General features: G+C 71.5%; 24 protein-coding genes. 9 read left to right on the plus strand and 15 right to left on the minus strand.

The genetic code is table 11. The features are described 5' to 3' along the window. Positions 1-48 precede the first annotated feature (48 nt). From ACWD4O_RS24705 to ACWD4O_RS24720, 4 genes are read left to right on the plus strand one after another with little or no spacing between them, the layout of a single operon-like run. The gene (locus ACWD4O_RS24705; RefSeq protein WP_451282881.1) at positions 49-1,047 is read left to right on the plus strand and encodes an ABC transporter substrate-binding protein; all 999 of its coding nucleotides are present in this window, start codon (positions 49-51) and stop codon (positions 1,045-1,047) included. Further along, on the plus strand, positions 1,047-1,892 hold the full coding sequence (locus ACWD4O_RS24710; RefSeq protein ID WP_451282883.1) for an ABC transporter ATP-binding protein: 846 nt from the start codon (positions 1,047-1,049) through the stop codon (positions 1,890-1,892). The genes ACWD4O_RS24705 and ACWD4O_RS24710 overlap by 1 nt, the downstream gene beginning before the upstream one ends. Then, positions 1,889-2,710: an ABC transporter permease gene (locus ACWD4O_RS24715; protein WP_451282885.1), complete on the plus strand. Its 822-nt coding sequence runs from the start codon at positions 1,889-1,891 to the stop codon at positions 2,708-2,710. Before ACWD4O_RS24710 ends, ACWD4O_RS24715 begins: the two co-directional genes overlap by 4 nt. After that, complete coding sequence (locus ACWD4O_RS24720; RefSeq protein WP_451282887.1) at positions 2,707-3,648, plus strand: quinone oxidoreductase family protein; 942 nt, start codon at positions 2,707-2,709, stop codon at positions 3,646-3,648. The genes ACWD4O_RS24715 and ACWD4O_RS24720 overlap by 4 nt, the downstream gene beginning before the upstream one ends. Positions 3,649-3,691: 43 nt before the next feature. On the opposite strand, the gene ACWD4O_RS24725 is transcribed toward ACWD4O_RS24720, so the two are convergent. Both ACWD4O_RS24725 and ACWD4O_RS24730 read right to left on the minus strand, forming a co-directional pair. Next, the gene (locus ACWD4O_RS24725) at positions 3,692-4,105 is read right to left on the minus strand and encodes an acyl dehydratase (protein WP_451282888.1); all 414 of its coding nucleotides are present in this window, start codon (positions 4,103-4,105) and stop codon (positions 3,692-3,694) included. Continuing rightward, positions 4,102-4,578, minus strand: coding sequence for an FAS1-like dehydratase domain-containing protein (locus ACWD4O_RS24730; protein WP_451282890.1), 477 nt, complete (start codon positions 4,576-4,578; stop codon positions 4,102-4,104). Before ACWD4O_RS24730 ends, ACWD4O_RS24725 begins: the two co-directional genes overlap by 4 nt. A 129-nt stretch (positions 4,579-4,707) precedes the next feature. On the opposite strand from ACWD4O_RS24730, the gene ACWD4O_RS24735 reads away from it, so the two are divergent. The 3 genes from ACWD4O_RS24735 to ACWD4O_RS24745 are packed head-to-tail and all read left to right on the plus strand — an operon-like array spanning position 4,708 to position 9,415. Continuing rightward, a complete protein-coding gene (locus tag ACWD4O_RS24735) occupies positions 4,708-5,574 on the plus strand; it encodes an alpha/beta fold hydrolase (protein ID WP_451282892.1) in 867 nt (288 codons plus the stop codon). Between the two features lie 17 nt (positions 5,575-5,591). Further along, complete coding sequence (locus ACWD4O_RS24740) at positions 5,592-7,883, plus strand: CoA transferase (RefSeq protein ID WP_451282894.1); 2,292 nt, start codon at positions 5,592-5,594, stop codon at positions 7,881-7,883. Continuing rightward, the gene (locus ACWD4O_RS24745; protein WP_451282896.1) at positions 7,880-9,415 is read left to right on the plus strand and encodes an AMP-binding protein; all 1,536 of its coding nucleotides are present in this window, start codon (positions 7,880-7,882) and stop codon (positions 9,413-9,415) included. Before ACWD4O_RS24740 ends, ACWD4O_RS24745 begins: the two co-directional genes overlap by 4 nt. Here ACWD4O_RS24745 and ACWD4O_RS24750 read toward each other — a convergent pair. Together ACWD4O_RS24750 and ACWD4O_RS24755 are read right to left on the minus strand one after the other, a co-directional pair. Next, positions 9,387-10,181 (minus strand): alpha/beta fold hydrolase, encoded by a 795-nt coding sequence (locus ACWD4O_RS24750; RefSeq protein ID WP_451282898.1) that lies wholly within the window; start codon positions 10,179-10,181, stop codon positions 9,387-9,389. The genes ACWD4O_RS24745 and ACWD4O_RS24750 overlap by 29 nt on opposite strands. 110 nt (positions 10,182-10,291) lie before the next feature. Continuing rightward, complete coding sequence (locus tag ACWD4O_RS24755; RefSeq protein WP_451282900.1) at positions 10,292-11,347, minus strand: Lrp/AsnC family transcriptional regulator; 1,056 nt, start codon at positions 11,345-11,347, stop codon at positions 10,292-10,294. A gap of 130 nt (positions 11,348-11,477) precedes the next feature. Here ACWD4O_RS24755 and ACWD4O_RS24760 point away from each other — a divergent pair, with 130 nt between their 5' ends. Together ACWD4O_RS24760 and ACWD4O_RS24765 are read left to right on the plus strand one after the other, a co-directional pair. Continuing rightward, positions 11,478-12,761, plus strand: a complete 1,284-nt coding sequence (locus ACWD4O_RS24760) for an amidohydrolase family protein (protein ID WP_451282902.1) — start codon at positions 11,478-11,480, stop codon at positions 12,759-12,761. Then, positions 12,761-14,335: an AbgT family transporter gene (locus ACWD4O_RS24765; protein WP_451282904.1), complete on the plus strand. Its 1,575-nt coding sequence runs from the start codon at positions 12,761-12,763 to the stop codon at positions 14,333-14,335. Before ACWD4O_RS24760 ends, ACWD4O_RS24765 begins: the two co-directional genes overlap by 1 nt. A gap of 152 nt (positions 14,336-14,487) precedes the next feature. Here the strand turns inward: ACWD4O_RS24765 and ACWD4O_RS24770 are convergent, their stop codons facing one another. The 11 genes from ACWD4O_RS24770 to ACWD4O_RS24820 form a co-directional block, all read right to left on the minus strand. Then, a complete protein-coding gene (locus ACWD4O_RS24770) occupies positions 14,488-15,540 on the minus strand; it encodes an LLM class flavin-dependent oxidoreductase (protein ID WP_451282906.1) in 1,053 nt (350 codons plus the stop codon). Then, positions 15,537-15,872, minus strand: a complete 336-nt coding sequence (gene fdxA, locus ACWD4O_RS24775) for a ferredoxin (RefSeq protein WP_351907488.1) — start codon at positions 15,870-15,872, stop codon at positions 15,537-15,539. The genes ACWD4O_RS24770 and fdxA overlap by 4 nt, the downstream gene beginning before the upstream one ends. 1 nt (position 15,873) lies before the next feature. Continuing rightward, positions 15,874-16,896 carry an NAD(P)/FAD-dependent oxidoreductase gene (locus ACWD4O_RS24780; RefSeq protein WP_451282908.1) on the minus strand — a complete coding sequence of 341 codons (1,023 nt, stop codon included), beginning with the start codon at positions 16,894-16,896 and terminating at the stop codon, positions 15,874-15,876. A gap of 155 nt (positions 16,897-17,051) precedes the next feature. Beyond that, positions 17,052-17,855, minus strand: a complete 804-nt coding sequence (locus ACWD4O_RS24785; protein ID WP_451282910.1) for an ATP-binding cassette domain-containing protein — start codon at positions 17,853-17,855, stop codon at positions 17,052-17,054. A 35-nt stretch (positions 17,856-17,890) separates the two neighbouring features. Then, a complete protein-coding gene (locus tag ACWD4O_RS24790; protein WP_451282912.1) occupies positions 17,891-19,003 on the minus strand; it encodes an ABC transporter permease in 1,113 nt (370 codons plus the stop codon). Positions 19,004-19,115: 112 nt separating this feature from the next. After that, complete coding sequence (locus tag ACWD4O_RS24795; protein WP_451282914.1) at positions 19,116-20,183, minus strand: sugar ABC transporter substrate-binding protein; 1,068 nt, start codon at positions 20,181-20,183, stop codon at positions 19,116-19,118. Between the two features lie 337 nt (positions 20,184-20,520). Further along, the gene (locus ACWD4O_RS24800) at positions 20,521-21,387 is read right to left on the minus strand and encodes a sugar phosphate isomerase/epimerase family protein (RefSeq protein ID WP_451282916.1); all 867 of its coding nucleotides are present in this window, start codon (positions 21,385-21,387) and stop codon (positions 20,521-20,523) included. Next, on the minus strand, positions 21,384-22,400 hold the full coding sequence (locus ACWD4O_RS24805; RefSeq protein ID WP_451282918.1) for a Gfo/Idh/MocA family oxidoreductase: 1,017 nt from the start codon (positions 22,398-22,400) through the stop codon (positions 21,384-21,386). The genes ACWD4O_RS24800 and ACWD4O_RS24805 overlap by 4 nt, the downstream gene beginning before the upstream one ends. 59 nt (positions 22,401-22,459) lie before the next feature. After that, on the minus strand, positions 22,460-23,926 hold the full coding sequence (locus ACWD4O_RS24810) for a sugar porter family MFS transporter (RefSeq protein WP_451282920.1): 1,467 nt from the start codon (positions 23,924-23,926) through the stop codon (positions 22,460-22,462). A gap of 9 nt (positions 23,927-23,935) precedes the next feature. After that, a complete protein-coding gene (locus ACWD4O_RS24815; protein ID WP_451282922.1) occupies positions 23,936-24,886 on the minus strand; it encodes a TIM barrel protein in 951 nt (316 codons plus the stop codon). 35 nt (positions 24,887-24,921) lie between these two features. Then, a partial coding sequence (locus ACWD4O_RS24820; protein ID WP_451282924.1) for an aldehyde dehydrogenase family protein occupies positions 24,922-25,337 on the minus strand: 416 nt, incomplete at its 5' end.

Genomic DNA, 25,337 nt, shown 5'->3' on the forward strand with positions numbered 1-25,337 from the left:
CGACGACCCGCCGCGACCGGCGGTCTCTTCCCCATCACCGAGGTGCGCATGCAGACACCGTCCCGCCCAAGACGTCTCCTCGCAGGATCCGCAGCCCTGACCGCCGCACTCCTCACGCTCACCTCGTGCGGCGCCGGCACCACCGACTCGACCGCAGCAGGGGGCGGGAAGGACGCCGGCCCCACGATCCGGATCGCCGTCGGCATCGACCCCTCCTTCGCCCCCTTCTTCCTCGCCGACGCCCAGGGACTGTGGGCGAAGCACGGCGTCGACGTCCGACTCGTCCAGTTCGGCAAGGGCGGTGAGGGGGTGGACGCCCTCGGCGCCGGCCAGGTGCAGCTGGCCGGCAACTCCGACACCACCACCATCGGAGTGCTCCAGCAGACCCCCTCGCTCCGGTCGCTGCTGGTGTACGAGCAGTCCGGCCGCTATCTGAAGGTCGTCCTCGGCCCGAAGATCAAGTCGGCCGCGCAGATCAGGAAGATGGCCGTCGTCCCCGGTCTCTCCCAGCTCGCGGCCACCCGGTTCCTGGAGTCGAAGGGCATCGACCCCGAGACGGTCGACCTGGTCACCGCCGACCCGCCCGAGATCCCGGCGCTGACCCGGAAAGGAGACGTGGACGCCTACGTCCTGTGGGAGCCCTGGCCCACCAAGGGCGTGGCACTCGGCGAGCGGATCCTGGAGACCACCGGCGACTTCGGCCTGTCCTACTCCCACTGGCTGCTGACGACCGACACCTGGCTCAAGGACAACACCGCGACCGCCGTCAAGGTCGCGACTGCGCTCCAGGAGGCCGCCGAGCAGACCGAGAGCGACCCGGACGCGGCGGCCGAGGCCACGAAGAAGGCCACCAAGATCCCGCCGGCCCAGACCGTGAACGCGATCAAGGAGATCGACTTCGCGGTCCGTGACTTCACCGCCGAGGACCTGAAGGCGTACGACGACACCGCCTCCTTCTATCTGGGCACCGGCAAGGTCAAGGCGAAGCCGGACGTGGCCACGGCCGTCCTGAACGGCTGGTCCACCGAGCACCTGAAGGGATCCTGATGACCAAGGCCATCGAGACCACCGCAGTGGAGAGCGGCCGGGCGGCCGGGCGCGGCGCCGCACTGCGCGCCGACGGCGTCGGCATCCGCTTCGGCTCGTTCCAGGCGGTGCGGGACATATCCCTGGACATCGCCGCCGGCGAGTTCCTCTGTCTGCTCGGACCGAGCGGCTGCGGCAAGTCCACCCTGCTGTCGGCGATGGCGGGGTTCGTGACACCGAGCGAGGGCAGCCTCACCGCGGGCGGCGCCGAGATCGCCGGGCCCGACCCCGAGCTGGGCATGGTCTTCCAGAGCAGCGAGGCGCTCTTCGACTGGATGACGGTCCGGCAGAACGTGATGTTCGGACCGCGCATGCGCCGGAAATCGCGTGCGGTGCAGGCGGAACTCGCCGACGAATACCTGAGGTTGGTCGGACTCCGGCACTGCGCCGACCGCTTCCCCGGCCAGTTGAGCGGCGGCATGCGGCAACGCGTCCAGATCGCCCGCGTGTTGGCCAACGAACCGAGCGTCGTCCTCATGGACGAACCGTTCGGCGCGCTCGACGCGCAGACCCGGCAGGTGCTCCAGGAGGAGACGGACCGCATCTGGCGCGCCTCGGGCTGCACCGTCGTGTTCGTCACCCACGACATCGACGAGGCGATCCTGCTCGCCGACCGCATCGCCGTGATGACCGCGGGACCGGCGGCGAGGATCAAGTCCGTGTATCCGGTGGACCTGCCGAGACCACGCGACGAGGCCGACCCGGGCGTCGTCGAACTGCGCCGCAGCCTCCGGGAGGACATCGGCGAGGAGGTGCGCAAGGCCCTGCGCGACCAGGGCCTGGACACGGAGGAGGACGTCCGATGACGGTTGCGACGGCGGGCCGAGCCGCCACCCCACAGGCCCGGCGGCGCTCCGACCGGGCGAGCGCCCAGAGCCTGCGCACGATCGGCCTGTACACCCTGTCCGTCCTCATCGGCGTCGGCGTCTGGCAGCTGCTGGCCCTGCAGTACGGCTCCTCCCTGGTCGCCTCGCCCAAGGAGACCCTGTCGGCCGCGGAGGAACTGGCCCGGGACGGCACGCTGACCAACTCGATCATCGCCTCCAGCCGGCGCATCCTGATCGGCTGGGGACTCGGGATCGTCGTCGGCGTGCCGGTCGGCCTGCTGGTGGGACAGATCAAGGTCGTACGCCAACTCCTGGACCCGTACATCGAGTTCTTCCGGTTCATCCCGCCGGTCGCCTTCGTCACCCTGGCCGTGGTGTGGCTGGGCATCGGCGAGTCGTCGAAGGTGGTCCTGATCTTCTACACGGCCGTCTTCATCGTCACCCTCAACACGAGCGCCGGCGTCATGGCGGTGAGCGAGTCCAAGCTCAGGGCGGCGGCGAGCCTGGGCGCGAGCCGACGGCAGATCCTCCAGCGGATCGTCCTGCCGTCCACCGTGCCGCACATCATCACCGGCGCACGGCTGGCCATGGGCAACAGCTTCCTGACCATCGTCTCCGCCGAGATCGTCGCCGCCCAGGTCGGTCTCGGCTCGCTGATCTGGACCTCCCGCAACTACGGCCGGATCGACTGGGTCTTCGTCGGAATCATCACCCTGGGCATCCTCGGGTTCGTCTTCGACCGCGTCCTGCGGATCGTCGCCTCCCGGGCCCTGCGTCGATACGGAGTGAAACTGTGAGTCGTGCCCTTGTCCTGGAGACGTTCGGCGCGCTGCCGAGGCTCGTGGAGCGGCCGATACCGGAGCCGAGGCCCGGCCACACCCTCGTACGGCTGAGCGCCGCCGCCGTCACCCACCTCGATCTCAACGTCGTCGACGGCCGGTTCGGCATCCTCCCCGACCTGCCGGCGGTGCCCGGAACCGCGGGCAGCGGAACCGTCCTGGCCTCGGACACCCATCCGGAGGGCAGCCTCGTCCAACTCCGCGGCAAGGCGCTCGGGCTGCGCAGGGACGGCTGCTGGGCGGAGCACGCCCTGGTGCCGGACGCGGCCGTCGAGGCCGTGCCGGCCGGCACGGATCCCGCGCTGGCGTGCAGCTACTTCTCCCCGGCGGGCACGGCCTGGGCGGCGGTGCACCCGGTCGCGGCCGTGCTGCCGGGGGAGCGGGTCCTGGTGACCGGGGCCGCGGGCGCGGTCGGCGCGCTGACCGTGCAGCTCGCCGCGCGGGCCGGGGCGGAGGTGGTCGGCGTGGTCGGCCGCCCGGCCAAGCTCGCGCACGTCCCGCCGCCCGCGAAGGCCGTGTCGGCGGCCGAGCTGTCGCCGGAGGCGGTCGGCGGACCGATCGACGTGCTGATCGACACCGTGGGCGGGCCCGTGCTGCGGGACGCGCTGCGACTGGTCCGACCGCGCGGGCGCGCCGCCCTCGTCGGCTACACCGCCGGACGCGAGTTCACCGTGGACCTCGCGGACTTCCTCCTCGCCGACGTGTCGCTCAGAACCGTCAACCTGATGTCACGGGCCGCGGAGGTGGCCGACGACGTGCGGCGACTGCTCGCCGATCTCACGGCGGGGGAGCTGACGCTGCCGATCGAGCGGTACGCGCTCGACGACCTCGCCGAGGCCGTCGAGCGGCTGCGGACCGGGGAGGCGGTCGGCAGGGTGACGCTCGACCTGGGCTGATGCCGGATCCTGGGGGCCCGTCCGGCCGGACGGGCCCCCAGGATCACCCCGGTACGACCACCGCGCGGCCCCGGCAGCACACCGTGCCGTCGGGGCCGCAGTGTTCGACGAGGTCCAGCGTGACCGCACCGCTCGCCGCGTCCACCGCCCGCACCGTGCCGGTCACCACGAGCCGCTCCCCGGCGTGCGCGGGCGCCCGGTTCTGCCACCCGACCTCCAGGACGCGTCCGGCGTCCCCCGCGAACCGCGCCGCCGCGCGATGGAACAGACAGCCGTGCAACTGCGCCATGACCACCGGCCCGGCCAACCCCTCCGAGCGCGCGAACTCGCCGTCGTAGTGGATGCGGTGGGCGTTGCGCGTGACCGCGCCGAAGCGGAGCAGGCCGACGGCGCTCGGGGTCAGCTCGACGGCCGGCACCGCCTGCCCCACGGTGACCTGGCGGACCTGAGCCGTCATCGGACGATGAACCTCTCCGTGACCTCGACGAGGGCGCCCCGCTCCGCCGAGTACGTCTTCTCGACCGTCAGCAGCAGGAACCCCGCGCCGCCGCCCTTGCGTTCCACACCCGTGAGGGCCCGGCGCACCCTGAGACGGTCCCCGGGCCGCACCTCGGCCCGGAAGCGCACGTCCTGACCGCCCGCCATCAGCCGGACGTCGAGTCCGTCGGTGCCGGGCACCTCGTCGCGGTACATGCCGTCGGGCCGGAACTCGGCCGGATCGGCGCCCGGCGCGCCGCGCAGCAGACTCACCGCGTACAGGGGATGGACGCGGAAGCCGGGATGACCGGGATCGACCAGATGCGGTGCGCTCTCGCCGGCGGCGCGGGCGAACTCCGCGGCGTCCTCGGCCCGTACGACCCCCAGGGACCGCTGCTCCGGGACCCCGATCGCCGCCCGGGCTCTCTCCTCGGCCAGTTCCAACGCCGACATGCGCCGCCTCCCCACTCACGTCACGGGCTGTGCACACTAAGGTCCGGTTCCGTTCGACGGCCACGGAACCGGACCGTTCAACGGACCGATCCGCTTGGGCGGCGATCACCCCCGCCCCACCATCGGTCCATGGACCTCATGGACATCCAGGCGCCCCCGCAGGGCGCCTACGCGGAAGCGGACGGCGTCAAGTACCACTACGTCGAGCTGGGGGAGGGCAGCCCGACCGTGTTCCTGCACGGCGGCGGGCCCGGCTGCACCGGCTGGTCCGACTTCGGGCAGGTGGCCCCGCTGTTCGCCGCCGACCGCCGCTGCCTCCTCGTCGACATCCTGCAGTACGGCAAGTCCGCCAAGCCCGTCATCGAGGGCCCCATGTGGGACTACCACGCCGCGAAGACCGTGGCCCTCCTCGACGCCCTCGGCGTCGAGCGCGCCGACTTCGTGTGCAACTCGTGGGGCGGCACCATCGCCCTCGACCTCGCCGCCAAGTACCCCGAGCGCGTACGGTCGTTGGTGATCACCGGCAGCATGCCCGTGTTCTACGGCCCCCTCGCGCCCCTCCCCGAGGGCGGCCGCCGCGGCCGCAACGCCCGCGACGTGTACTACGGCGGCACCGGCCCGTCCTGGCAGAAGATGCGCGAGCTGATCGCCCGCCTGGAGTGGTACGACCCGGAGGCCGTCCCCGACGGCACCGTGACCCTGCGCCACGAGCAGAGCCTCGACCCCGAGGAGACCGCCCTCGCCGGCGCCTCCGACAACCCGCGCGGCGACTGGCAGGACCTCACCGCCGAACTCGGCCGCGTCCAGGCCCCTACCCTCTTCCTATGGGGCATGCACGACGCCTTCCTCACCCCCGACTACCCGCTGATGCTGGCCCGCATGATCCCCAGGGGAAACCTCCATGTGATGAGCGAGGCCTCCCACCACCCTCAGGAGGAGCGGCCGTACGACTACCACAGCGTCGTCAGCGGCTTCCTGAACCAGCGGCACCAGTGACCCACAGGGGAGGAAACGTGAGCGGACCGGCTCTGCGCGTCGTCGAACTGTCCAGTCCCTTCGTCCGGTTCGCGGGCCGGCTGCTGGTCGGCCTCGGACACGAGGTCGTGCTGGCCGAACCCCCGGACGGCGACCCGACCCGGCGTGAGCTCGGCGGAGACGCGTTCGCCCACTGGCACGCCGGGAAGCGATCCGTCGTCGTCGGCTCCGCGCAGGAGCTGCGCCGACTGCTCGAAGGCGCGGACGTGTTGCTCGACGGGACGCCGGACGGAGTGGCGGCTCCCGACCGTCTGGTGCACGTCCGCGTCACGCCCTTCGGGCTCGTCGGGCCGCGTTCCCACTGGCAGGGCACCGACCTCGTGGTGGCGGCGCTGGGCGGGATGCTGGCGCAGGTGGGCGACCCGGACGGGCCGCCGCTGCGGCTGCCCGAGAACCAGGCCGAGCAACTCGCCGGCGTCAACGCGGCGATCGCCGCCCTCCTCGGGCTCCGCGCCCGCCGCCGGGGCCCCGGCCAGCTGATCGACGTGTCCGCGCAGGCCTGCGTGGCGGCCGCCCTGGAGGCGGGCGCCCTCGCCTATCTGCACGAGGACCGGGTGCCGCCCCGGCCGGGAGCCGTGCACCCGCTCGTGCCGCACGGCCTGTTCCGCGCCGCCGACGGCCACCTGGGCGGCGGTCTCGGCGGCAGCCCCCGGATGTGGGACGCGCTGCTGGAGTGGCTGCGCGAGGAGGGCACCGAGGCCGATCTCGGCGAGCCGCGCTGGCAGGACCCGGTCGAACGCAAGAAACACCAGGAGCATGTCTTCAAGGTCGTCCAGGACTTCGCGGGCGCCTGGCCCAAGGCCGAGTTCGCCGAGGCCGCCCAGGCCAGGAAGCTGCCCTGGGCCGCCGTGGACCTGCCGTCGGAACTGCCGGACAACCCGCAGCTCACGGCCCGCGGCTTCTTCACCCGGGTGGACGGTCGGACCGACGTCGGTTTCCCCTTCGCGTTCCCGGAGGGCCGGCGGCGGCAGGAACTCGACGTCCCCGGCCTCGACGCCGACCGCGCGCTCCTCGACACACCCCGCCCGGCGCCCCCGGCCGTCGCCGCCCAGGACCCCGCGCGCCCCGCGCTGGACGGCGTCCGCGTCCTCGACCTGACCTGGGTGCTCGCGGGCCCGTACTGCACGAAGATCCTCGCCGACCACGGCGCCGACGTCATCAAGGTCGAGTCGGCGGGCCGCCCCGACCCCACCCGGTTCGCCCCCTTCATGCACCTCTCCCGGGGCCCGCACACGGACCCGGACACCAGCGGCTACTTCAACGACGTCAACCGCAACAAACGCAGCATCACGCTGGACACCCGCTCCGCGGACGGCCTCGCCGTACTGCGCGACCTCATCGCGTCCTGCGACGTCCTCGTGGAGAACTTCAGCTCCACCGTCATGACCCGGATGGGCCTCGGCCACGAGGAACTCGCCCGGATCAACCCCGGCATCGTCTACGTCAGCATGTCGGGCATGGGACACACCGGCCCCCGCAACGGCTGGGTCTCGTACGCCGACACGGTCTCGGCCGCCTCCGGACTGACCGGGCTGACCGGCTGGGGGCCGCAGGACGTGATCGGCGTGATCTACGGCCACGGCGACATCGTCGCGGGACTCCAGGCCGCGCTCGCGACCCTCGCCGCCCTGGAACACCGGGCGGAGACCGGACGCGGGCAGCACATCGACCTGTCCCAACTCGAGGCGATCGCCGCGCACATGGGCACCAGCCTGCTCACCGGCACCCCATCGGCGCCGACGGGCAACACCCACCCCGAGTGGAGCCCGCAGGGCGTGTACCGGTGTCTCGGCACCGACCGCTGGCTGGCCGTCAGCGTGCGCTCGGACCCCGAGTGGGCGGCCCTGTGCGAGGTCGTCGGCCGCCCCGACCTCGCCGTCGACGAGCGGACCCGGACGGCGCGGGCCCGCCGACGCGAGAGCGCCCTCGTCGACGAAGCCCTCGGCTCCTGGGCCCGGACGATGCCGGCCGACCTCGCCGCCGAACTCCTCCAGGAGGTCGGCGTCCCGGCCGGAGCCGTGCAGGACGGGCGTGAACTCGTCGAGCACGACCCGCAGTTGCGGGCACGCGGCTTCTACGTCCGCCGGGAGCACCCGGCCGCGGGCGCCTTCCTGCACGAGGGGGTGCCGATCCGGCTCACCCGCACACCCGGCGCCGTCCGCGACCCCGCGCCCCTGCTCGGCGCCGACACCGACGCCGTACTGCGGGAGGTGGCGGGGTACTCGCCGGAGCGGATCGGGCGGTTGCGGGACACCGGGGTGCTGCGATGATCCGGGCCCGCTCCGTCCCCGGGCTGCTGGAGGCGGCCGCCGAGGAGTTCGGCGACCGGGTCTTCCTGCGCGTGGGCGAGGTGACGCGCACCTACCGGGAGACCCGCCGGACCGCCGCCACGACGGCCGGGGCGCTCGCGGCCCGCGGCTGCCGCCCCGGCGACCGCATCGCCGCCATGACCGGCAACCGCATCGAGCTCGTCGACCTGATCCTCGGCAGCGCGTGGCTCGGCGCGGTCCTCGTCCCGCTCAACACCGGTCTGCGCGGTCCCGGTCTGCGGCACGCGCTGCACGCCGCGGAGCCCGCGTTCCTGCTGGCGGAGCCCGAGCCGGCCGCACGCGTCGTCGAGGCCGGCTACCGGGGAACGCTGTGGGTCACCGACGGAGCCGACGACCTCCCGACGCCCGAGGACGGCACGCCGGAACTCCCGCCCGCCCGGGTCCGCGCCGAGGACACCGCGTTCGTCCTGTTCACCTCGGGCACCACCGGGACCTCGCGCGGCGTGCGCTGCCCGCACGCCCAGTTCTCCTGGTGGGGCCGCAACGTCGCCGACTCCCTGCGGCTGACCGCCGACGACGTCCTGCACACCTGCCTGCCCCTGTTCCACACCAACGCCCTGAACGCGCTGGCCCAGGCCATGACCGTGGGCGCCGCCTACTCGCTCGCACCGCGCTTCTCGGCCTCCCGGTACTGGACGCAGGTCGCGCGGGCCGAGGCGACCGTCGTCCATCTGCTCGGCGCGATGGTCCCCATGCTGCTCGCCACGCCTCCCGGCCCCCACGACCGCGCCCACCGCGCGTGGCGCGGCCTCTCACCCGCCACTCCCGGCCCCGCCTGGCAGCCGTTCCGTGAGCGCTTCGGCGTCACCCTCGTCGACGGATTCGGCTCCACCGAGACCAACCTCGTCATCGGATCCACCCCCGAGGAACAGCGGCCCGGCTGCCTCGGCACCGTCCGCGACGGGTTCTCGGCGCGGGTGGTCGACGAACTGCTCGCCCCGGTCCCCGACGGCACACCCGGCGAACTCCTCGTCCGCAGCCACCAGCCTTTCGCCTTCGCCACCGGCTACCTGGGCGACGCCGAGAGCCCGGCACCGGCCGACTGGCGGCGCACCGGCGACCGCGTGGTCCGGGACCCGGACGGCTCGTTCCGCTTCGTCGACCGCATCAAGGACGTCATCCGCCGCCGCGGCGAGAACATCTCCTCGCAGGAGGTGGAGTCCGCCGTCCGCACCCATCCGGCGGTCGCCGACGTCGCCGCCTTCCCGGTGGCCTCGGAGCTGGCCGAGGACGAGGTCATGGTGGCGGTGGTCCTCCGCCCGGACCGCACGCTCGACCCCCACGACCTCGTACGGCACTGCGAGCGCGAGCTGCCCCCGTTCGCCGTGCCCCGCCATGTCGACGTCGTGGCGGAGCTGCCGCTCACCGAGACCGGCAAGGTCCGCAAGGCGGAGCTCCGCGCCCGGGGGATCACGGCGACGACCTGGGACCGTACGGCCCGGCTCAGCCCTTCGCCACCCACTCCCGGATGACCTCGGCGAACTCCTGCGCAAGCTGCTCCGGCACGGGTACATGACCGCCCGACAGCACCCGGGTCTCCCAGCCGAGCGCCGCGAACTTCTCCAGCGCAGGCAGCGAGTAGTGGTCGCCCGGGGCGCAGACCGCGAGGGCGCGGGCGGTGACGTACGGCAGCCGCTCCTCCATCCGGTACCGGGTCACCGCCAGATGACCCTCCTCCACCCGGTCCAGGACGGTGAGCGCGTCCACCATGAACCGGTGGAGCGCGGCCTCCTCGCCCGGCCGGTAGAAGCCGCGGCGCCGGTTCCACAGCTCCAGCAGATGCGAGCCGTCGGGTTTCGGGTCGACATGGTCGACCGGCTTGCGGGTCGCGGCCCGGCCGCGCCGCTCCTCGTCGACGAAGGGCGTGCCGGACAGCAGCAGGCCGGCCACCCGGTCCTGGAGACGCGCGGCGACCTCCACGGCGATCACTCCGCCGGTGTGGTGGCCCACCAGGTGGAAACGGTCCAGGCCGAGCGCGTCGACGAGCGCGAGCACCCCGTCGGCGAACCGTTCGACGGAGTGCGGCCCGTCGGGCTTCGCGGAGGCGCCGAAGCCCAGGGTGTCCATGGCGATCGCCCGCTGCCCGGCGGCTCCGACCAGCGGCAGCACGTCCAGGTACTCGGTCCAGGAGCGCGGCGTCTGGTGCAGCATCAGCACGGGCTCGCCGGCGCCGCACTCGACGTAGTGCAACTGCCCGAAGGGGCTCGGCGCGTAGGCGCGTCGGAGGGCGTCCGTCATGGGTGACCTTCCTTCGTACGGAGCGGGCGGCATCGCACGAACACTGTGCTGACCGCCCGGGCCCCGCACCAGGCGAGAGGTCCGCTGGACGGACCGTCGCCGTCCGTCCCTCACGCCGCTCCGCTCGGCACCCGGGGCGTGTCCTGGGGCAGCCGGAGCGGCACGATGCCCACGCTGTGGCCGTCACGGTCCAGCAGCCGTCCCATGTGCTTGACCGTGCGCAGCACCACCGAGCGGTCCTCGACCGTGAGCCGCGGCAGCCGCCGGGACAGATGGGCCTCGAAGGCGTGCACATCGTGCAGGTCGCGCAGCCACACGTCGACCACCAGATTGTGCGGGCCGGCCGTGATCGCGCAGGAACGCACCTCGCGCACCGAGGCCAGCACCCGGCTGGTCTCCTCCACGAACTGCCCCGGCACCGAGGCGAAGTACACGGCGGACAGCGGCCAGCCCGACAGCGGCCGGGCCAGATCGCAGCGCAGGCTCAACCGTGAGGCGAGCAGCGACTGCAGACGCCGACGCACGGTCGTCAGGCTCGCGCCGGTCGCCGCGGACAGGTCCCGCAGCGACATGCGCCCGTCCACGCTGAGCAGTTCCAGCAGCTGGGCGTCCAGATCGTCCCACCTGGCCTCCGCGTCGGACAGCAGCGCGGGGGCCGCCACGGCCTGCTCGACGCGTGCGACCTGAGCCGCGTCGAGGCTGCGCAGCCGCCACCGGCTGCCCTCGGCGGGGATCCCCGTCGACACATGCGTGCGCGTCGCCCGCACCCCGGGCGTCCGCTGGAACAACAGCGTCGTCAGCCGGCCCAACTCGTCGAGGCTGCGGGCCTGTACGGCCGCCACCAGGTCCCGGCCGCCGGCCGTGAGCTTGATGTTGGCCACCGACGGGTCGGCCGCCAGCGCCCGCGCCACGTCCTCGGCGACTCCCGGCTCCGTGTCCACCTCCACCACCGCGCTCACCACGAGCCGCGAGTTGGACAGCCGGGGATAGGCGGTCACCCACGCCAGACCCGCTTCCTCCAGCCGCTGCCAACGCCGGGCGGCCGTGACCGGATTGACCCCCAGCACCTCACCGACCAGCCGCCACGGGGCCCGGGGATGGATCTGGAGGGCATGGACCACCCCCCGGTCGATCTCGTCGAGTCCCGAGGCGGCACAATCCTGCACCCCCCGGTGCGGCGCTTCCCTGCGCACATCGACGGAATCCAGCGTGAAAACTGCACAGTGACACGAGGTTTTCTCGCGCATTCCACACTCCGTTCGCCTGTCCCCGACACCGGAGGAGTGACCGCACCCCATGACGGACACCCACACGAATACCCGGACCGCCCTGCGGATCCACCATGCCCGGCTCATCGACGGCACCGGCTCGTCCCCGGTGGACGACGCGGTCGTCATCGTCGACGGAGACGGCATCATCTCCTACGCCGGAGCCGCCGCGACAGCCCCCCAAGCGCAGGGCGACGCCCCCGACGTCCGGGTCGTCGACGCCGGCGGCCGCACCCTGCTCCCCGGGTTCTTCGACTGCCACGTCCACCTGGCCTACGCGCAGGGCTCGCCGCCCGGCCGCCGCGCCGAACTCGACCCGGTCCTGGTCACCCTGGACACCGCCGCACGGCTGCGGCAGACCCTCGACGCCGGCATCACCAGCGCCCGCGACCTCGGCGGCCTCTCCGCTGGCTACCGCACGGCCGTCGACAGCGGCCGGGTCGTCGGCCCGCGCCTGCACACCGCCGTCCGGATCATCAGCCACACCGGCGGCCACGCCGACGTACGGCTGCCCGACGGCACCGACCTCAGCGCCGGCATGTCGGAGATCGCCGACACCGCCGACGAGGCCCGGCTCGCCGTGCGCCGCGTCCTGCGCGAGGGCGCCGACCTGGTCAAGATCTGCGCCACCGGCGGCATGGGCAGCCCCTACGACCAGCCCGACGACGAGGGCCTGCTGGAGGAGGAGATCCGGGCCGTCGTCGACGAGGCCCGCCGGCACGGCGGCAAGCCCGTCGCCGCGCACGCCCAGGGCAACGCGGGCATCCTCAACGCACTGCGCGGCGGCGTCACCAGCATCGAGCACGGCTACGGCCTCGACGCACGCGCCCTGGACCTGGCGGGCGAGCAGGGCACCTTCGTCGTCCCGACCCTCTCCACCGTGTACGCCGGCATCGACAAGGACACGATGCCGCACTACCACTACGAGAAGAAGGTCCGCTGGTCCGGCATCACCAAGGAGAACATCGCCCGGGCCATCGAGTACGGTGCCCGGATCGCGCTCGGCACCGATGCCGCCGTCGGCCCGCACGGCGTGAACCTCATGGAGCTCAGCTACCTCGTGGACCTGGGCATGGACCCCATGGCCGCCATCGTCGCCGGCACCCGCACCGCCGCCGAACTCCTCGGCGTCGCCGACCGGCTCGGCACCCTCACCCCCGGTCGCACCGCCGACCTCGTCCTGTGCGACGGTGATCCGCTCACGGACATCGGCGTCCTCGGCGACCCCGCCAACATCGTCTGCGTCGTCCAGGACGGCGTCGTCCGCAAGGACCTCCTGCTCCCAGCGGCCCCCACGGGAAGGCAGCCCTGATGTCCTCACTGACCGACCTCCCCACGCCCGACAGCAAGTCGCCCGACACCGGGCGCCCCGGCGTCCTCGACCGCGTCCTGTCGTTCATCGAGCGGGCGGGCAACGCCCTGCCCCACCCGATCGTCCTGTTCGCGGGACTCTTCGCCCTCCTGGCCGTCGTCTCCACCGGGCTGGAACTGGCCGACGTCTCCGTCGAGGTCCCCGGCACCGACGAGACCAAGCAGGTGGGCGGGCTGTTCACCGGCGACGGGCTGCGCTGGCTGGTGGAGAACCTGATCCCCAACTTCGCGAGCTTCCCGCCGATCGGCGCCGTACTGGTCCTGATCATGGTGGTCGGACTCGCGGAACGCACGGGGCTCCTGGAGACCGTCATGCGGGCCACCCTGGCCCGCGTGCCCCGCGCGGCGCTCCCCTACGCGGTCGCGCTCATCGCCAGCCAGGCGCACATGATGAGCGACGTCGCCGCCATCGTGCTGCCCCCGCTGGCGGCCCTGGTCTTCAAGAGCGCCGGACGCCACCCCGTGGCCGGTCTCATCGGCGGCTTCGCCTGCGTGACCGCGGGCTACGCCGCCGGCTTCACCATCGGCTCGCTCGACGCCCTGTACATCGGCATCACCCAACAGGCGGCCTCGGTGCTGCCGGCCGCCGCCGGTCTCCACATCCACCTGCTCATCAACTACTTCTTCACCGCGGCGAGCAGCCTCGTCCTCGCCGCGCTCGGCGGATTCCTCATCGGCCGCGTCCTGGAACCGCGCCTCGGGGCGTACGAGCCGACCGGCGAGGAGCCGCAGGAGCAGGAGGACCTGACCCTCACGCCGATCCAGCGCCGCGGCCTGCTGGCCACGACCGTCGTCGTCCTGCTCTACGCGGGCGGGGTCCTCGCCCTGTGGCTGCCGTCCGGGGCCCCGCTGCGCGGCGAGGGCGGCGCGTTCGTGCCCTCGCCGGTCCTCAGCGGCATCGTCCCGGTCCTCTTCGGCGCCTTCCTGCTGGCCGGGCTCACCTACGGCTTCACGGTCAAGAAGCTCACCGGCACCGAGGACGTGGTCACCGCGGTGACCGACTCGGTGAAGAGCATGTCCGGCTACATCGTCATGATGTTCGTCGCCGCCCAGGTCATCGCACTGTTCACGTGGTCCAACGTGGGCATCCTGCTGGCGGTCAAGGCCGCGGCCCTGTTCACCGACCTCGGCGTGACGGGCTTCGGGGCGATCGTGGTCTTCGTGCTCCTCGCGGCCTGCCTCAACCTCTTCATCGTCTCCGGCTCCGCCCTGTGGTCGCTGGTCGGACCCGTCTTCATCCCCGCGTTCATGCTGATGGGCATGAGCCCGGCGCTCAGCCAGGCGGCCTTCCGCATCGGCGACTCCGCGACCGGCGCCATCACCCCGATGAACCCCTACCTCTTCCTCATCCTGGCGATGCTCCGCCAGTACGAGCCCGACGCGAAGCTCGGCACGCTGATATCCCGGCTCGCCGTTTTCGTCATCCCGTTCATGGCGGTGTGGCTGGTGATCCTGGCCGTCTTCTACGGCTTCGACCTGCCACTCGGCCCGGGCGCGCACATCGGCCTCAAGTGAACGCCTTAGCGCTCCGCTGGTCGTGCCGTGATGTGCGGTCGTTCTGCTGCGGCGCCGTCGTGGCTGGTCGCGCAGTTCCCCGCGCCCCTTTGGGGCGCGGGCGAACCGTAGCCGACCTTGCCCGACCCGCTTTGTCATCGCGCGCCCGCTGTTCAGGTCGGGCGGGGGAGCGTGCGCGTCGGCAGTACCGACGAACCGACCGCCTCGATCAGGTCGGTCGGCGGGTCGTAGGAGCCGACGTGCTGGAGGAGAACCCCCGTGACTCCGGCGGCGTGCAGGGCGCGGAGCCGTGTGCTGAGCTGCTCGGCGGTCCCGAACAGGCAGAACTCCTCGGCGAAGCGCAGGGCAGCCGCGTCGCTGATCCAGGCCGAACAGATCTCGACGGCCTTGTCCCAGTCCTCGGCGTGCACCAGGTCCGGGTAGACGCCCGCCACCGTCGCGGGGACGTCCACCTCGATCCCCGCCAGGGCGAGGAACGGCGCGCCGCCGTTCTGGGCGATCGACGCGCACACCGGCTTGAGCCGGCGCGCCGCGGACTCGACGTCGTCGGTGACCGCGCAGAACGCGGACACGGTCAACGGGATCGCCCCGTACGCCCGGCCCGCCGCCTCGGCGCCTTCCCGCACCCGCGCGGTCGCGCTCGCCAGGGTCGCCGGTGAGACTCCGCTGAGCAGGATGACACCGTCGGCGATCTCACCGGCCAGCCGCAGGTTCCTCGGCCCGCTCGCCGCCAGATGCAGCGGCACCCCGGGCTGCGGATCGCGGAGCCGGGAGCGGACCTTGCCCTCGAACTCCCACTCCTGACCGCCCAGCAGGGCGCGCAGCATGCCGAGGCCTTCGCGCATCGACGCCGATGTGCTCTGCCGCAGACCGATCGGCCCGACCGAGCTGTTGCCCACGCCGAGACCCAGGGTGAACCGGCCGGGGGCGAGTTCCGCGACGCTGCGGGCGGCCGACGCGACGACGGCCGGATGCCGGGTCGCCAGGTTGGTGACCGCGGTCCCCAGACCGATGCGCCCGGTGCCCAGGGCCGCGGCGGTCAACGTGGTGAACACATCCCGCCACAGCAGCTGGGAGTCCGGGAACCAGACGTCGTCGAAGCCCAGTTCCTCGGCCCGGCGCACGGTCTCGACCACCCGGTCAGCCCGGTCGCAGGGCGGGATGCGGATCCCGACCCGCGGGGCCGTCGTCCCTGCGCCGGTCACCGCGAACCGCTCGGCGACGCGCTGACGAGAGGCGTGTCCGCGCCCACCGGACCGACGCCGGCGGCACCGCCCGGAGTGCCCAGGGGCGCGGTGCGGCCCGGCAGCGTCTCGTCGAAGAAGCGCCGGTTGTCGGCGCGGAACTCGGGGTCGGCGAGCCGGTCCACGGTGATCGCCAGCTCGGGGCAGGCCGTCTCGCACGCGCCGCAGTCGATGCACTCCACCGGGTTGATGTAGAGCTTGCGCTCACCCTCGTAGATGCAGTCGACCGGGCACTCCTCCATGCAGGACCGGTCCATGATGTCGACGCAGGCCGGGCCGATGACATAGGCCATGTCAGTTCTCCTTCTCGGTGGAATGCCCGGGAAACAGCTGGGCCTCCGGGTCGATGACGGTGGCGGCGTTGTTGACGGCGGTGGCGACCTCGCCGAAACCCACGGAGATCAGCCGCACCTTGCCCGGGTAGTCGGTGATGTCCCCGGCCGCGAACACCCGGGGCAGATTCGTGGCCATCCGGGTGTCCACCGCGATCTTCCGGGCGTTCAGGGCCAGCCCCCAGTGCTGGAGCGGGCCGAGGTCGGCGAGAAAACCGAGCGCGGCGACGACCGTGCGCGCCGGCAGCGGACGGGTGTCCCGGGTGACCCGGTGGCGGACCTCCACCCGCTCCAGCCGGTCGTCGCCGTGCAGCGCGCTGACCTCGGACTCGGTGATGATCTCGATGCCGAGAGCGCGGACCTTGTCGACGGACGCGCGGTGCGCACGGAACCGGCCGGTGCGGTGGACGAGCGTGACGGACCGGGCGACCGGGGCGAGCATCGCCGCCCAGTCGAAGGCGCTGTCGCCGCCGCCGACGACCACGACATCGTGATCGGCGTGGGCGGCCGCCTCCGGCACGAAGTACACCTGGCCGCGACCGAGATAGTCCTCACCGGCCGGCAGGGGCCGCGGCGTGAACGTCCCCACCCCGCCGGTGATCACCACGGCCCCCGCCCGTACGACCGTCCCCTGATCGCCGCGGACGACGGGCCGCCCGCCGGAGTCGTAGGTCAGCTCGACCGCCCGCTCCCCGAGGAGGTAGCGGGGACCGTACGGCTCCGCCTGGGCGACCAGGGCGGCGACCAGATCCCGCCCGCGCACCGACGGAAACCCGGCGATGTCGAAGATGGGCTTCTCCGGGTACATCGCGCTGATCTGGCCGCCGCGCAGGGGCAGGACGTCCATGACCGCGACGCGCAGCCCCCGGAAACCCGCGTAGTAGGCGCCGTAGAGGCCCGACGGGCCGGCGCCGATGATCAGGACATCGGTCTCGACCGCCCGTGAGGCGTCCGTGGCGACCGGCTCATCTGAAAGAACGCTCATGGGCCAGGAGCGTATGAACGCTCCCGCCGCCACCCAACGGAACCGGTCCGCCTGACGGTACGCGGGAGAACGAGCTGACGGTACGCGGGAGAACGAGGCCGGACCCGCCCGTGGTCCCGGGCGGGTCCGGCCTCGTGCGCCGACGAAGGGTCTCCTCAGGCGAGGGGCTTGCCCTCGCGGTGGCGGCGCAGGCCCTCGGGCCCCTCCACCACGGCGGCCGTGAGCTCCTCGACGCTGGTGTCCTCGCGGCGTACGTCGAGGATCTTGCGCCCGTGGTTCATCACGATGTGCCGGTCGCAGATCTGGAACGCGTGGTGCAGGTTGTGCGTGACCAGCACCGAGCTGACGCCCTCCTCCTTCAGCTGCAGAAGGTAGTTGAGCAGGGCCTCCGTCGCGCGCACGGCCAGCGCGCTCGTCGGCTCGTCCAGGATCAGCAGACTGCGCTTGAAGTGCACCGCGCGGGCGATCGCCACGGCCTGCTGCTGGCCGCCGGAGAGCGAACCCACCAGCTGGCGGGGGCTCTTGATGCCCTCGATGGTGACCACGCTGTCGAGGATCTGCGCGGCGATCTCGTCCATCTTCCGCAAGCGCAGCAACCCGAGCGCATTGGTGAGCTCACGGCCCATGAAGATGTTGCGGGTGATGGTCATGGACGGCACCAGGGCGGAGTCCTGGAAGATCGTCTCGACGCCGCGTCTCTCGGTCTCCTGCCGGTTGGGCGTGGTCAGCTTCTCACCGCGCCACAGATAGTCGCCCGCCTCGGCGGTGACGACCCCGGACATCGTCTTGACCAGCGTCGACTTGCCGGCTCCGTTGTCGCCGAGCAGGCCCACGACCTCGCCCTGGTGGATCGTGAAACCGACGTCGTTCAGAACCGTGTTGGCGCCGTACCGCTTGGTGATGCCGGACAGCTCCAGCAGCACCTCGCCGGTGCGTTCCTCGGTGGCGGTGGGTGACATGGTTGCTCCGTTTCCGGCGGCGGGCGCTGTGGCGCTCACTTCGCCTTCCCCTCGATCATGCGGTTGAAGAAGGCCGCGGCGACGATGATCAGACCCACGAACAGGTCCAGGTAGAAGCCGGGGGCGCCACCGAGCAGCAGGATGTCCTGCACGGTGAGGATGAGGGCCGCGCCCAGGACCATGCCGAGGACGCTGCCCCGGCCCCCGGACAGCGCGACTCCGCCCACGACGGCCGCCGCGATCGCCTTCAGCTCCATGCCACGGCCGGTGCCGGGCTGGACGGAACCGGTGCGGACGGCCGTGAGGACCGCCGCGAGAGCGACGCACAGACCGAGGATGCCGAACGCGATGATCTTGACCCGGTCGGGGTTGATGGAGATGGCGCGGGCGGCGGCGGGGTTGCCGCCCACGGCGAAGATGTGGTTGCCGAGCCGGTGGCGGTGCACCAGCAGCCAGAACACGACGCCGACGCCGAGCAGCCACAGCACCTGACCGCGGAAGAAGCCGAGTTCGGCGGTGAAGACCTGCTTCATGGTGTCGCTGGGGACCAACAGGGCGGCCGTGGTGCCGTTGTAGAAGAGGGCCGCTCCTTCCCAGAACAGCATCATGCCGAGCGTCACGATGAAGGAGGGGATCTTGGCCTTGGTGACGAGAAGGGCGTTCAGCAGGGCGATCGCCACACCGGTGACCAGCGCCATGCCGGTGGCGGCCCAGGCGCCCGCCCCGTCGGTGTACCACCTGGTGAACACCAGCGCGCAGAAGGTGAAGTTGGCGCCGAGCGACAGATCGAACTCGCCGGCGATGATCAGGACGCCGGCCCCGATGGCGAGGATCGCCAGCACGGGGATGCTCTGGCTCAGGACGTTGAAGTTCGACTTCTCCAGGTAGGGGAAGCCCACGGGGTCCACGAGGTAGTAGACGATGCAGCCGAGCTGCACCAGGACGAAGACCAGGCCGATCTCCAGCGCGCCGCGCCCGCGGACCTGCCGCAGCCGCTCGGCCAGCCGGTCTGCGGTGGTGGTGGGGGCGGAGTCCGCGAGAGTCCGCTTCCGGGCGGGCTCGCCCCCTGTCGTGGCGTTCTCCGCCACGGCGGCGCCCCCTGCCGCCGGGGCGCTCCCCGCGGTCGCCTGACCGCTCCGCTCGCTCATGGTCGTACTGCCTTCCTGGTGGTGATGGCGGGGCGGCCGGCCGATGCTGCCTGGCCGCCCCGAGCCGAGACGTCGGCGGACGAGGTGGTGCCGGAGGTCCGGCCGGAGTGGCTCAGCGGACCTTGCCGGCGAGTTCCTTGGCGATGCCGACGTTGGACTTGTCGACCAGGCCGCTGCCGCCGGAGTTGATGTCGGCCGGGCTCAGCCCGAAGTCGAGCTTCAGGCCGAGCTCCACGACCGTCTGGAAGCCCTGGACGTAGCCCTGCTGGTCGGCCGCCGCGTCGATGGCGCCGGACTCGATGCCGGAGACGATCTGCGGGGCCAGGTCGAAGCCGACGACCGGCGCCTTCACCCCGGAGTCCTCCAGGGCCTTCACGACGTTGCGGTGCGGGGTTCCGCCCAGCGGGACGACGGCGGCCGTCTTCTTGTGACCGAGCAGGTACTGCGTGATCTTGTCCAGCGCGGCGGAGTCCTCGATGCCCGTGCCGAGGATGTCCGTCCTGGCGCCCACCTCGTCCAGGGCGCGCTTGACGCCGGCGTGCCGCTGGACGGCGTAGACCTGGTCGGGGAACTCGACGGGCGTGAGGACGGTGTCGCCCTTGCCGATGTCCGGGTTGTCGGCCAGGAGGCGCTTGCCGAGCAGATAGCCGACCTCCTCGAAGTCCTGTCCGACGAAGCCGAGCGTGCAGGCGCCGACCGTGCCCGCCTGGGTGATGTTGTAGCTCATCACGGGGATGCCGGCCTTCTGCGCCGCGCAGACGTTCTCGGTGTACTTGTTGGGGTCGTCGAGCACCACGGCCAGCGCCGCGGGCTTGTCGGCGACCGCGCTGCCGATCAGGTCGTTGTACTTGGTCTGGTCGCCCGAGCTGGTCTGCATGTTCAGGTCGAGGTTGAGCAACTGCGCGGCGTCCTTGGCGCCCTGGGCGATCGTCGTCCAGAACGGGTCCCCCGGGTCCTGCGGGAGCAGGAAGGTGACCTTGCGGTCCTTGGCCTTGCTGCCGAGGCCCGACGCCAGCGAGGCGCTCTTGCCGGAAGCGGACGCCGTGTCGTCGGCGCCCGAGGAACAGCCGACTGCGAGCAGCGCCAGTGCGGGGACGACGGCCAGTGCGCGCAGCCGGGAGACCCGACGGGTTCTTCGGAGCGCGGGGGCGGAGCCGGTGGAGTGAGCGGAGTGCGGCATGGTCCTACCTCTTCTGTGAGGAATAAGAACGGCGCGGAAAGAGATGCGGAAAGAGATGAGGCGAGATGAGGCGAGATGAGGTCCTGAATTCGCCGTCGAGCGGTCGGCGACCTCGTTGGCGAAATTTAGCGCCAGTTCGGCGGAACGTGTCAATACGGTGGCGGGCGCTGAATGAGCAACGAATAGGTCACGCGTTTTGTAGTGCCGTTCCGGCTGGTGGAGAGGGTTTTTGGGCAGCAGAAAGGGCCTTGCCGGGTGACGGACAGCACTCGGCAAGGCTTTCTCTGAGAGATTTTCGAATTATTTCTGAGGAACTGGAGAAACAGCTATTCCGGTCTCAGGCGGCGAGTTCCTCGGTGATGCGGTCGAGCATGAATGCGGAGGATTCGTGGGCGCGCTCTTCCCAGGCGAAGACGCAGGCGGTGGCGACGCCGTCGAAGTTCAGCTCGCGCAGGGTGCCGAAGAACGCGTTCCAGTCGACTTCGCCCTGTCCGATGTCGAGGTGCTGGTGGATGCGGGCGGCGGTGCCGGGCGGGTTCAGGATGTAGCGCAGCCCGGAGGAGCCCTTGTGGTTGAAGGAGTCGGCGATGTGGACGTGCTGGAGCTTGTCGCCGGCGTAGCGCATCATCGCGGCGATGTCGGCGGTGGGATCGGCTCCGGACAGATGGAACGAGTGGGGCGCGCAGTAGAGGTAGTTCACCCAGGGCTTGTCGATCGCCCGGACGAGGTCGACGGCGGGAGCGTTCTCCTCGCAGAAGTCGTCGGGGTGGGCCTCCAGATTGAGGGCGATGCCCTCGCGCTCGAAGAGCGGCAGGAGTTCGTCGAGCGAGCGCCAGAAGGCGGCCTCGCTCGCTGCGGCTTGTTCGGGTCGGCCGTTGAACTCGGAGTTGATCAGGGGGCATTCGAGGTCGGCCGTGATCTCGATGATGCGTTTCCAGTAGCGGACGGCGGCCTGCCGTTCGGTCTCGTCGGGCGAGGACCACTTGTACAGCGGCAGCACGGAGGACAGTTTCACGCCGTGCGTGCGCAGGGAGTTCTTGAGTTCGGCGATGCGCGCGTCGTCCGCACGGGGGTGGAGGAAGAACGGCATGAAGTCGTCGCGCGGTGACAACTCGATGTATTCGTAGCCGAGTTCGGCGACGGTGCGCACCATGTCGTCGATCGGCAACGCACGGAACATATACGGGTCGAGGGCGATTTTCACGCGGCACCTCCGTAGAAGACGGGACGGGGCTTGAGGTCCGTGGCGACGACCCGGTCCGACTCCAGGGCCTCGACGGTCGCGCTGGTGATGACGGTCGCGGCATAGCCGTCCCAGGCCGAGGGGCCGGTGGGCTCGGCGCCGGCGGCGATCCCCGCGATCCACTCGCGGAACTCGGTGTCGAAGGCGTCCGCGAAACGGCCCACCCAGTCCGTCAGGACCCCCGTGGTGTGCTGTCCGGCCCTGCGCACGCCGACCGAGGCGGGATCGGGCAGCCGGACGAGACCCTCCTCGCCCACCGCCTCGCACTGGATGTCGTAGCCGTACTGGCAGTTGACGAAGACCTCCAGATCGATACGGACGCCCTTGGCGGTCTCGAAGAGCATGATCTGCGGGTCCCTGAGGTGCGCGAACCGCTTGCTCGTGGCGCGCGGGGTGACCACCTGGGTGGAGACGATCTCGTCGTCGAGCAGCCAGCGCAGCACATCCACCTCGTGCACCGCCGTGTCCAGCGCCGCCATGGCGGAGGTGTACGTCGCCGGGACGGTCGGGTTGCGGTGGGCGCAGTGCACGATCAGCGGCGCACCGATCCGGCCGGAGTCGATGACCTGCTTCAACTGCCGGTAGCCGACGTCGTAGCGGCGCATGAAGCCGACCTGGACCAGACGGCGGCCGTGCGCCGTCTCGGCCTCGATGATTTTCAGACAGTCCTCGGCGGTCGTGGCGAGAGGCTTCTCGCAGAACACCGGCTTCCCGGCGGCTATCGCGTTCAGCACATGCTCGGCATGGGTCGGTCCCCAGGACGTCACGAGGACCGCGTCGACGTCGTCCGCCGCGACCACGGCCGCTCCGTCGGGCAGCACCCGGGCACCGGCCGGCGCCGCCGCCTCCTCGGCGCGGACCGGGTCGATGTCGGTGACCGCGGTGACACGGGCTCCGGTGACGGTCTCGGTGAGCCGTCGGATGTGCTCCTTGCCGATCCAGCCGGCGCCGATGACTCCTACACGTACGGTCATGGTCGTTCCTTCGAAGAGGGGTTCAGAGGGTTCACAGGGTTCAGAGGGTTCACGGGGGGTCAGGAGAAGCGCGCCCGGAGTTCGGCTTCGAGGGACTCGAGCGTGCGGCCCTTGGTCTCGGGGACGTAGAGCTTCACGAAGGTGAGCGAGAACAGACCCGCCACCACGAAGAGGAAGAACGTGTTGGAGACCCCGATCCCGTCGACGAGGGACGGGAAGACGAGCCCGATCACGAAGTTGGTCAGCCACAGCACCACGGCCGCCATCCCCATCCCGAAACCGCGCATCCGCATCGGGAAGATCTCCGACAGCATCAGCCAGGTCACCGGCGAGATCGCCCCCTGCTGGAACGCCAGGAACGTGACGGTCATCGCGAGCACCGCGTACGCCCGCGCGTCACCCGAAGGCAGCACCAGGGAGAAGACGCCGATCAGCAGAAGAGCTGCGACAGTGCCGATCTGACCCGTCATCAGCATCGGACGACGAGGCACGCGGCCCAGCAGCCAGATGCCGACGAAGGTGGCCAACACCGAGATCACACCGTTGGCGATGTTCGCGGTCAGCGCGCTGTCGGCGGCGAAGCCGGCGTCGGTGAGGATCTGGGTGCCGTAGTACATGATCGTGTTGACGCCGGTGATCTGCTGCACGATCGCGATGCCGAAGCCGACGAACATCAGCCTGCGCACCCACGGCACGGCCTTGATGTCCTGCCAGCCGCCGAGCTTTTCCCGCTCGTCGTGCACGGCCAGCGCGGACACCTCGCTCAGCTCGGCCTCGGCCCGCTGCCGGGACCGCACCTGCTTGAGGACGTCGAGCGCCTCGGCGAAACGGCTCCGGGAGGCCAGCCAGCGCGGACTCTCCGGCATGACCAGCATGCCGAACCAGAGCACGACGGCAGGGAGAGTGGCGATCACCAGCATCCAGCGCCACACACCGCCGGCCTCGCCGCTCACCCGCGCGATGATCGCGTTGGAGGTGAAGGCCAGCAACTGACCGCTGACGATCATCAGCTCGTTGCGGGTGACCAGCGCGCCGCGCCGCTCGGCGGGCGAGACCTCGGCGAGGTAGACGGGCACGGTCACCGACGCGCCGCCGACCGCGAGGCCGAGCACGAAGCGTGCCGCGATCATGACCGCGGTGTTCGGCGCGAGAGTACAGCCGAGGGCGCCGATGAAGAACACCACGGCCAGCGTCAGGATCGTGCGCCGCCGGCCGCGTGCGTCCGACATCCGGCCGCCGGTGATGGCGCCGAGGGCCGCGCCCAGCAGGAGCGAACTGGTGACCATGCCTTCGGTGACCGGGGTCAGTCCCAGATCGTCGGTCATGTACGGCAGGGCGCCGTTGATGACGCCGGTGTCGTAGCCGAAGAGCAGCCCGCCGAAGGTGGCGATGACCGTGATGAGCCGCAGCCGCCGGGAGACCGCGGGCGGAGCGTCGTCCGCGACGGCGGTGGCGGCGCCGACGGGGGGCGCGGCGACGGAGGTCGCGGCGGTGCGGGCCCGGGTCGTGTCGTCGCTGACGTCCATGGCCACCTCCTACTTGCCCGAGTCGGGCCGACGGGTTCCGGTGAGTCCGCAACCGGCCAGGTGCTCACGGGTGCTGACCGCGATGGGCAGCGGCACCTCGGGAGCGCACGGGTACAGGTCCTGCTCGACGATCACGAACAACTCGGCGTCCAGCTGCGCGAGTTCGGCCACCACATCGGCCGGGTTCGGCACGCCGGCGGGCGGCGAGACGCACACCCCGCGCTTGACGGCCTCGCCGAACGAGAGGTCCTCCGCGGCCACTTGGGCGAGGATCTCGGGATCCATCTGCTTGATGTGGACGTAGCCCACGCGCTCGCCGAAGCGCCGGATCAGATCGAGGTTGTCGCCGCCGCCGTAGGCCACGTGCCCGGTGTCCAGGCACAGGTTCGTGTAGCGGGAGTCCGACTCGTTGAGCAGCCGCTCGATCTCCGGCTGCGTCTGGATGTGGCTGTCGGCGTGCGGATGGACGACGAGGCGGACGTCGTACTCGTCGAGCAGCAGCTTGCCGAGCCGGTCGGCGGCCCGCCCGAACCCCGCCCACTGGACGGCGGTCAGCTCGGGCGACTCGGTGAAGGCGCCGGTCTTCTCGTCCCGGTACATCGGCGGGATGAGGACCAGGTGGTGGGCGCCCGCGGCGGCGGTCAGCGCGGCCACCTGCCGGACATGGGCGAGCATCTCGTCCCAGGCCTCCGGCCGGTGCAGGGCGCCGAACGCGGTGCCGCCGGAGACCTGCAGCCCACGGGAGTCCAGCTCCTCCTTCAGCCGCTGCGGATCGGTGGGCAGGTACCCGTACGGCCCGAGCTCCAGCCACTGGTAACCGGCGGCGGCCAGCTCGTCGAGGAAGCGGGTGTGCGACACCTGCTGCTCGTCCTCGGGGAACCAGACACCCCAGGAGTCGGGGGCGGAGCCCAGGCACAGATTGCCCACGGTGGTGCGCAGAGGGGATGGCGTCGTTGCCATGGTGTACGTCCTTCGAAAGGTCCCGGTGGGGAATCTCAGTTGGAGGTGGGGAAGTTGAAGCCGGCGGTGACGTGCTGGGCGGGCTGCGGCCAGCGGGTGGTGACGACCTTGGGGCGGGTGTAGAAGCGGATGCCTTCGGGGCCGTGGATGGGGGAGTCGCCGATGAGGGAGTCCTTCCAGCCGCCGAAGGAGTAGTAGGACATCGGGACGGGCACCGGCACGTTGATGCCGATCATGCCGACCTTGATGTTGCGCTGGAATCGGCGTGCGGCTTCGCCGGAGGCGGTGAAGAGGGCGGTGCCGTTGCCGTAGGGGTTGGCGTTGATCAGGTCGATGGCCTGGTCGAGGGAGTCGGCGCGGACGACGGCCAGCACCGGGCCGAACAGCTCTTCCTGGTAGGCGTCCATCTCGGTGGTGACGTGGTCGAGGAGGGAGGGGCCGGTGAAGAAGC

Source organism: Streptomyces sp. NPDC002623, from assembly GCF_053592635.1.

What these genes read in the sequence shown, in the direction of transcription:
- ACWD4O_RS24725 (WP_451282888.1), bottom strand. Translation starts at nt 4,105, where the DNA reads ATGACGGCTCAGGTCCGCCAGGTCACCGTGGGGCAGGCGGTGCCGGCC.
- ACWD4O_RS24785 (WP_451282910.1), bottom strand. Translation starts at nt 17,855, where the DNA reads ATGTCACCCACCGCCACCGAGGAACGCACCGGCGAGGTGCTGCTGGAG.
- ACWD4O_RS24790 (WP_451282912.1), bottom strand. Translation starts at nt 19,003, where the DNA reads ATGAGCGAGCGGAGCGGTCAGGCGACCGCGGGGAGCGCCCCGGCGGCA.
- ACWD4O_RS24760 (WP_451282902.1), top strand. Translation starts at nt 11,478, where the DNA reads ATGACGGACACCCACACGAATACCCGGACCGCCCTGCGGATCCACCAT.
- ACWD4O_RS24750 (WP_451282898.1), bottom strand. Translation starts at nt 10,181, where the DNA reads ATGACGGACGCCCTCCGACGCGCCTACGCGCCGAGCCCCTTCGGGCAG.
- ACWD4O_RS24780 (WP_451282908.1), bottom strand. Translation starts at nt 16,896, where the DNA reads ATGAGCGTTCTTTCAGATGAGCCGGTCGCCACGGACGCCTCACGGGCG.
- ACWD4O_RS24735 (WP_451282892.1), top strand. Translation starts at nt 4,708, where the DNA reads ATGGACCTCATGGACATCCAGGCGCCCCCGCAGGGCGCCTACGCGGAA.
- ACWD4O_RS24815 (WP_451282922.1), bottom strand. Translation starts at nt 24,886, where the DNA reads ATGGCAACGACGCCATCCCCTCTGCGCACCACCGTGGGCAATCTGTGC.
- ACWD4O_RS24810 (WP_451282920.1), bottom strand. Translation starts at nt 23,926, where the DNA reads ATGGACGTCAGCGACGACACGACCCGGGCCCGCACCGCCGCGACCTCC.
- ACWD4O_RS24710 (WP_451282883.1), top strand. Translation starts at nt 1,047, where the DNA reads ATGACCAAGGCCATCGAGACCACCGCAGTGGAGAGCGGCCGGGCGGCC.
- ACWD4O_RS24765 (WP_451282904.1), top strand. Translation starts at nt 12,761, where the DNA reads ATGTCCTCACTGACCGACCTCCCCACGCCCGACAGCAAGTCGCCCGAC.
- ACWD4O_RS24705 (WP_451282881.1), top strand. Translation starts at nt 49, where the DNA reads ATGCAGACACCGTCCCGCCCAAGACGTCTCCTCGCAGGATCCGCAGCC.
- ACWD4O_RS24730 (WP_451282890.1), bottom strand. Translation starts at nt 4,578, where the DNA reads ATGTCGGCGTTGGAACTGGCCGAGGAGAGAGCCCGGGCGGCGATCGGG.
- ACWD4O_RS24745 (WP_451282896.1), top strand. Translation starts at nt 7,880, where the DNA reads ATGATCCGGGCCCGCTCCGTCCCCGGGCTGCTGGAGGCGGCCGCCGAG.
- fdxA (WP_351907488.1), bottom strand. Translation starts at nt 15,872, where the DNA reads ATGGCCTATGTCATCGGCCCGGCCTGCGTCGACATCATGGACCGGTCC.
- ACWD4O_RS24715 (WP_451282885.1), top strand. Translation starts at nt 1,889, where the DNA reads ATGACGGTTGCGACGGCGGGCCGAGCCGCCACCCCACAGGCCCGGCGG.
- ACWD4O_RS24805 (WP_451282918.1), bottom strand. Translation starts at nt 22,400, where the DNA reads ATGACCGTACGTGTAGGAGTCATCGGCGCCGGCTGGATCGGCAAGGAG.
- ACWD4O_RS24795 (WP_451282914.1), bottom strand. Translation starts at nt 20,183, where the DNA reads ATGCCGCACTCCGCTCACTCCACCGGCTCCGCCCCCGCGCTCCGAAGA.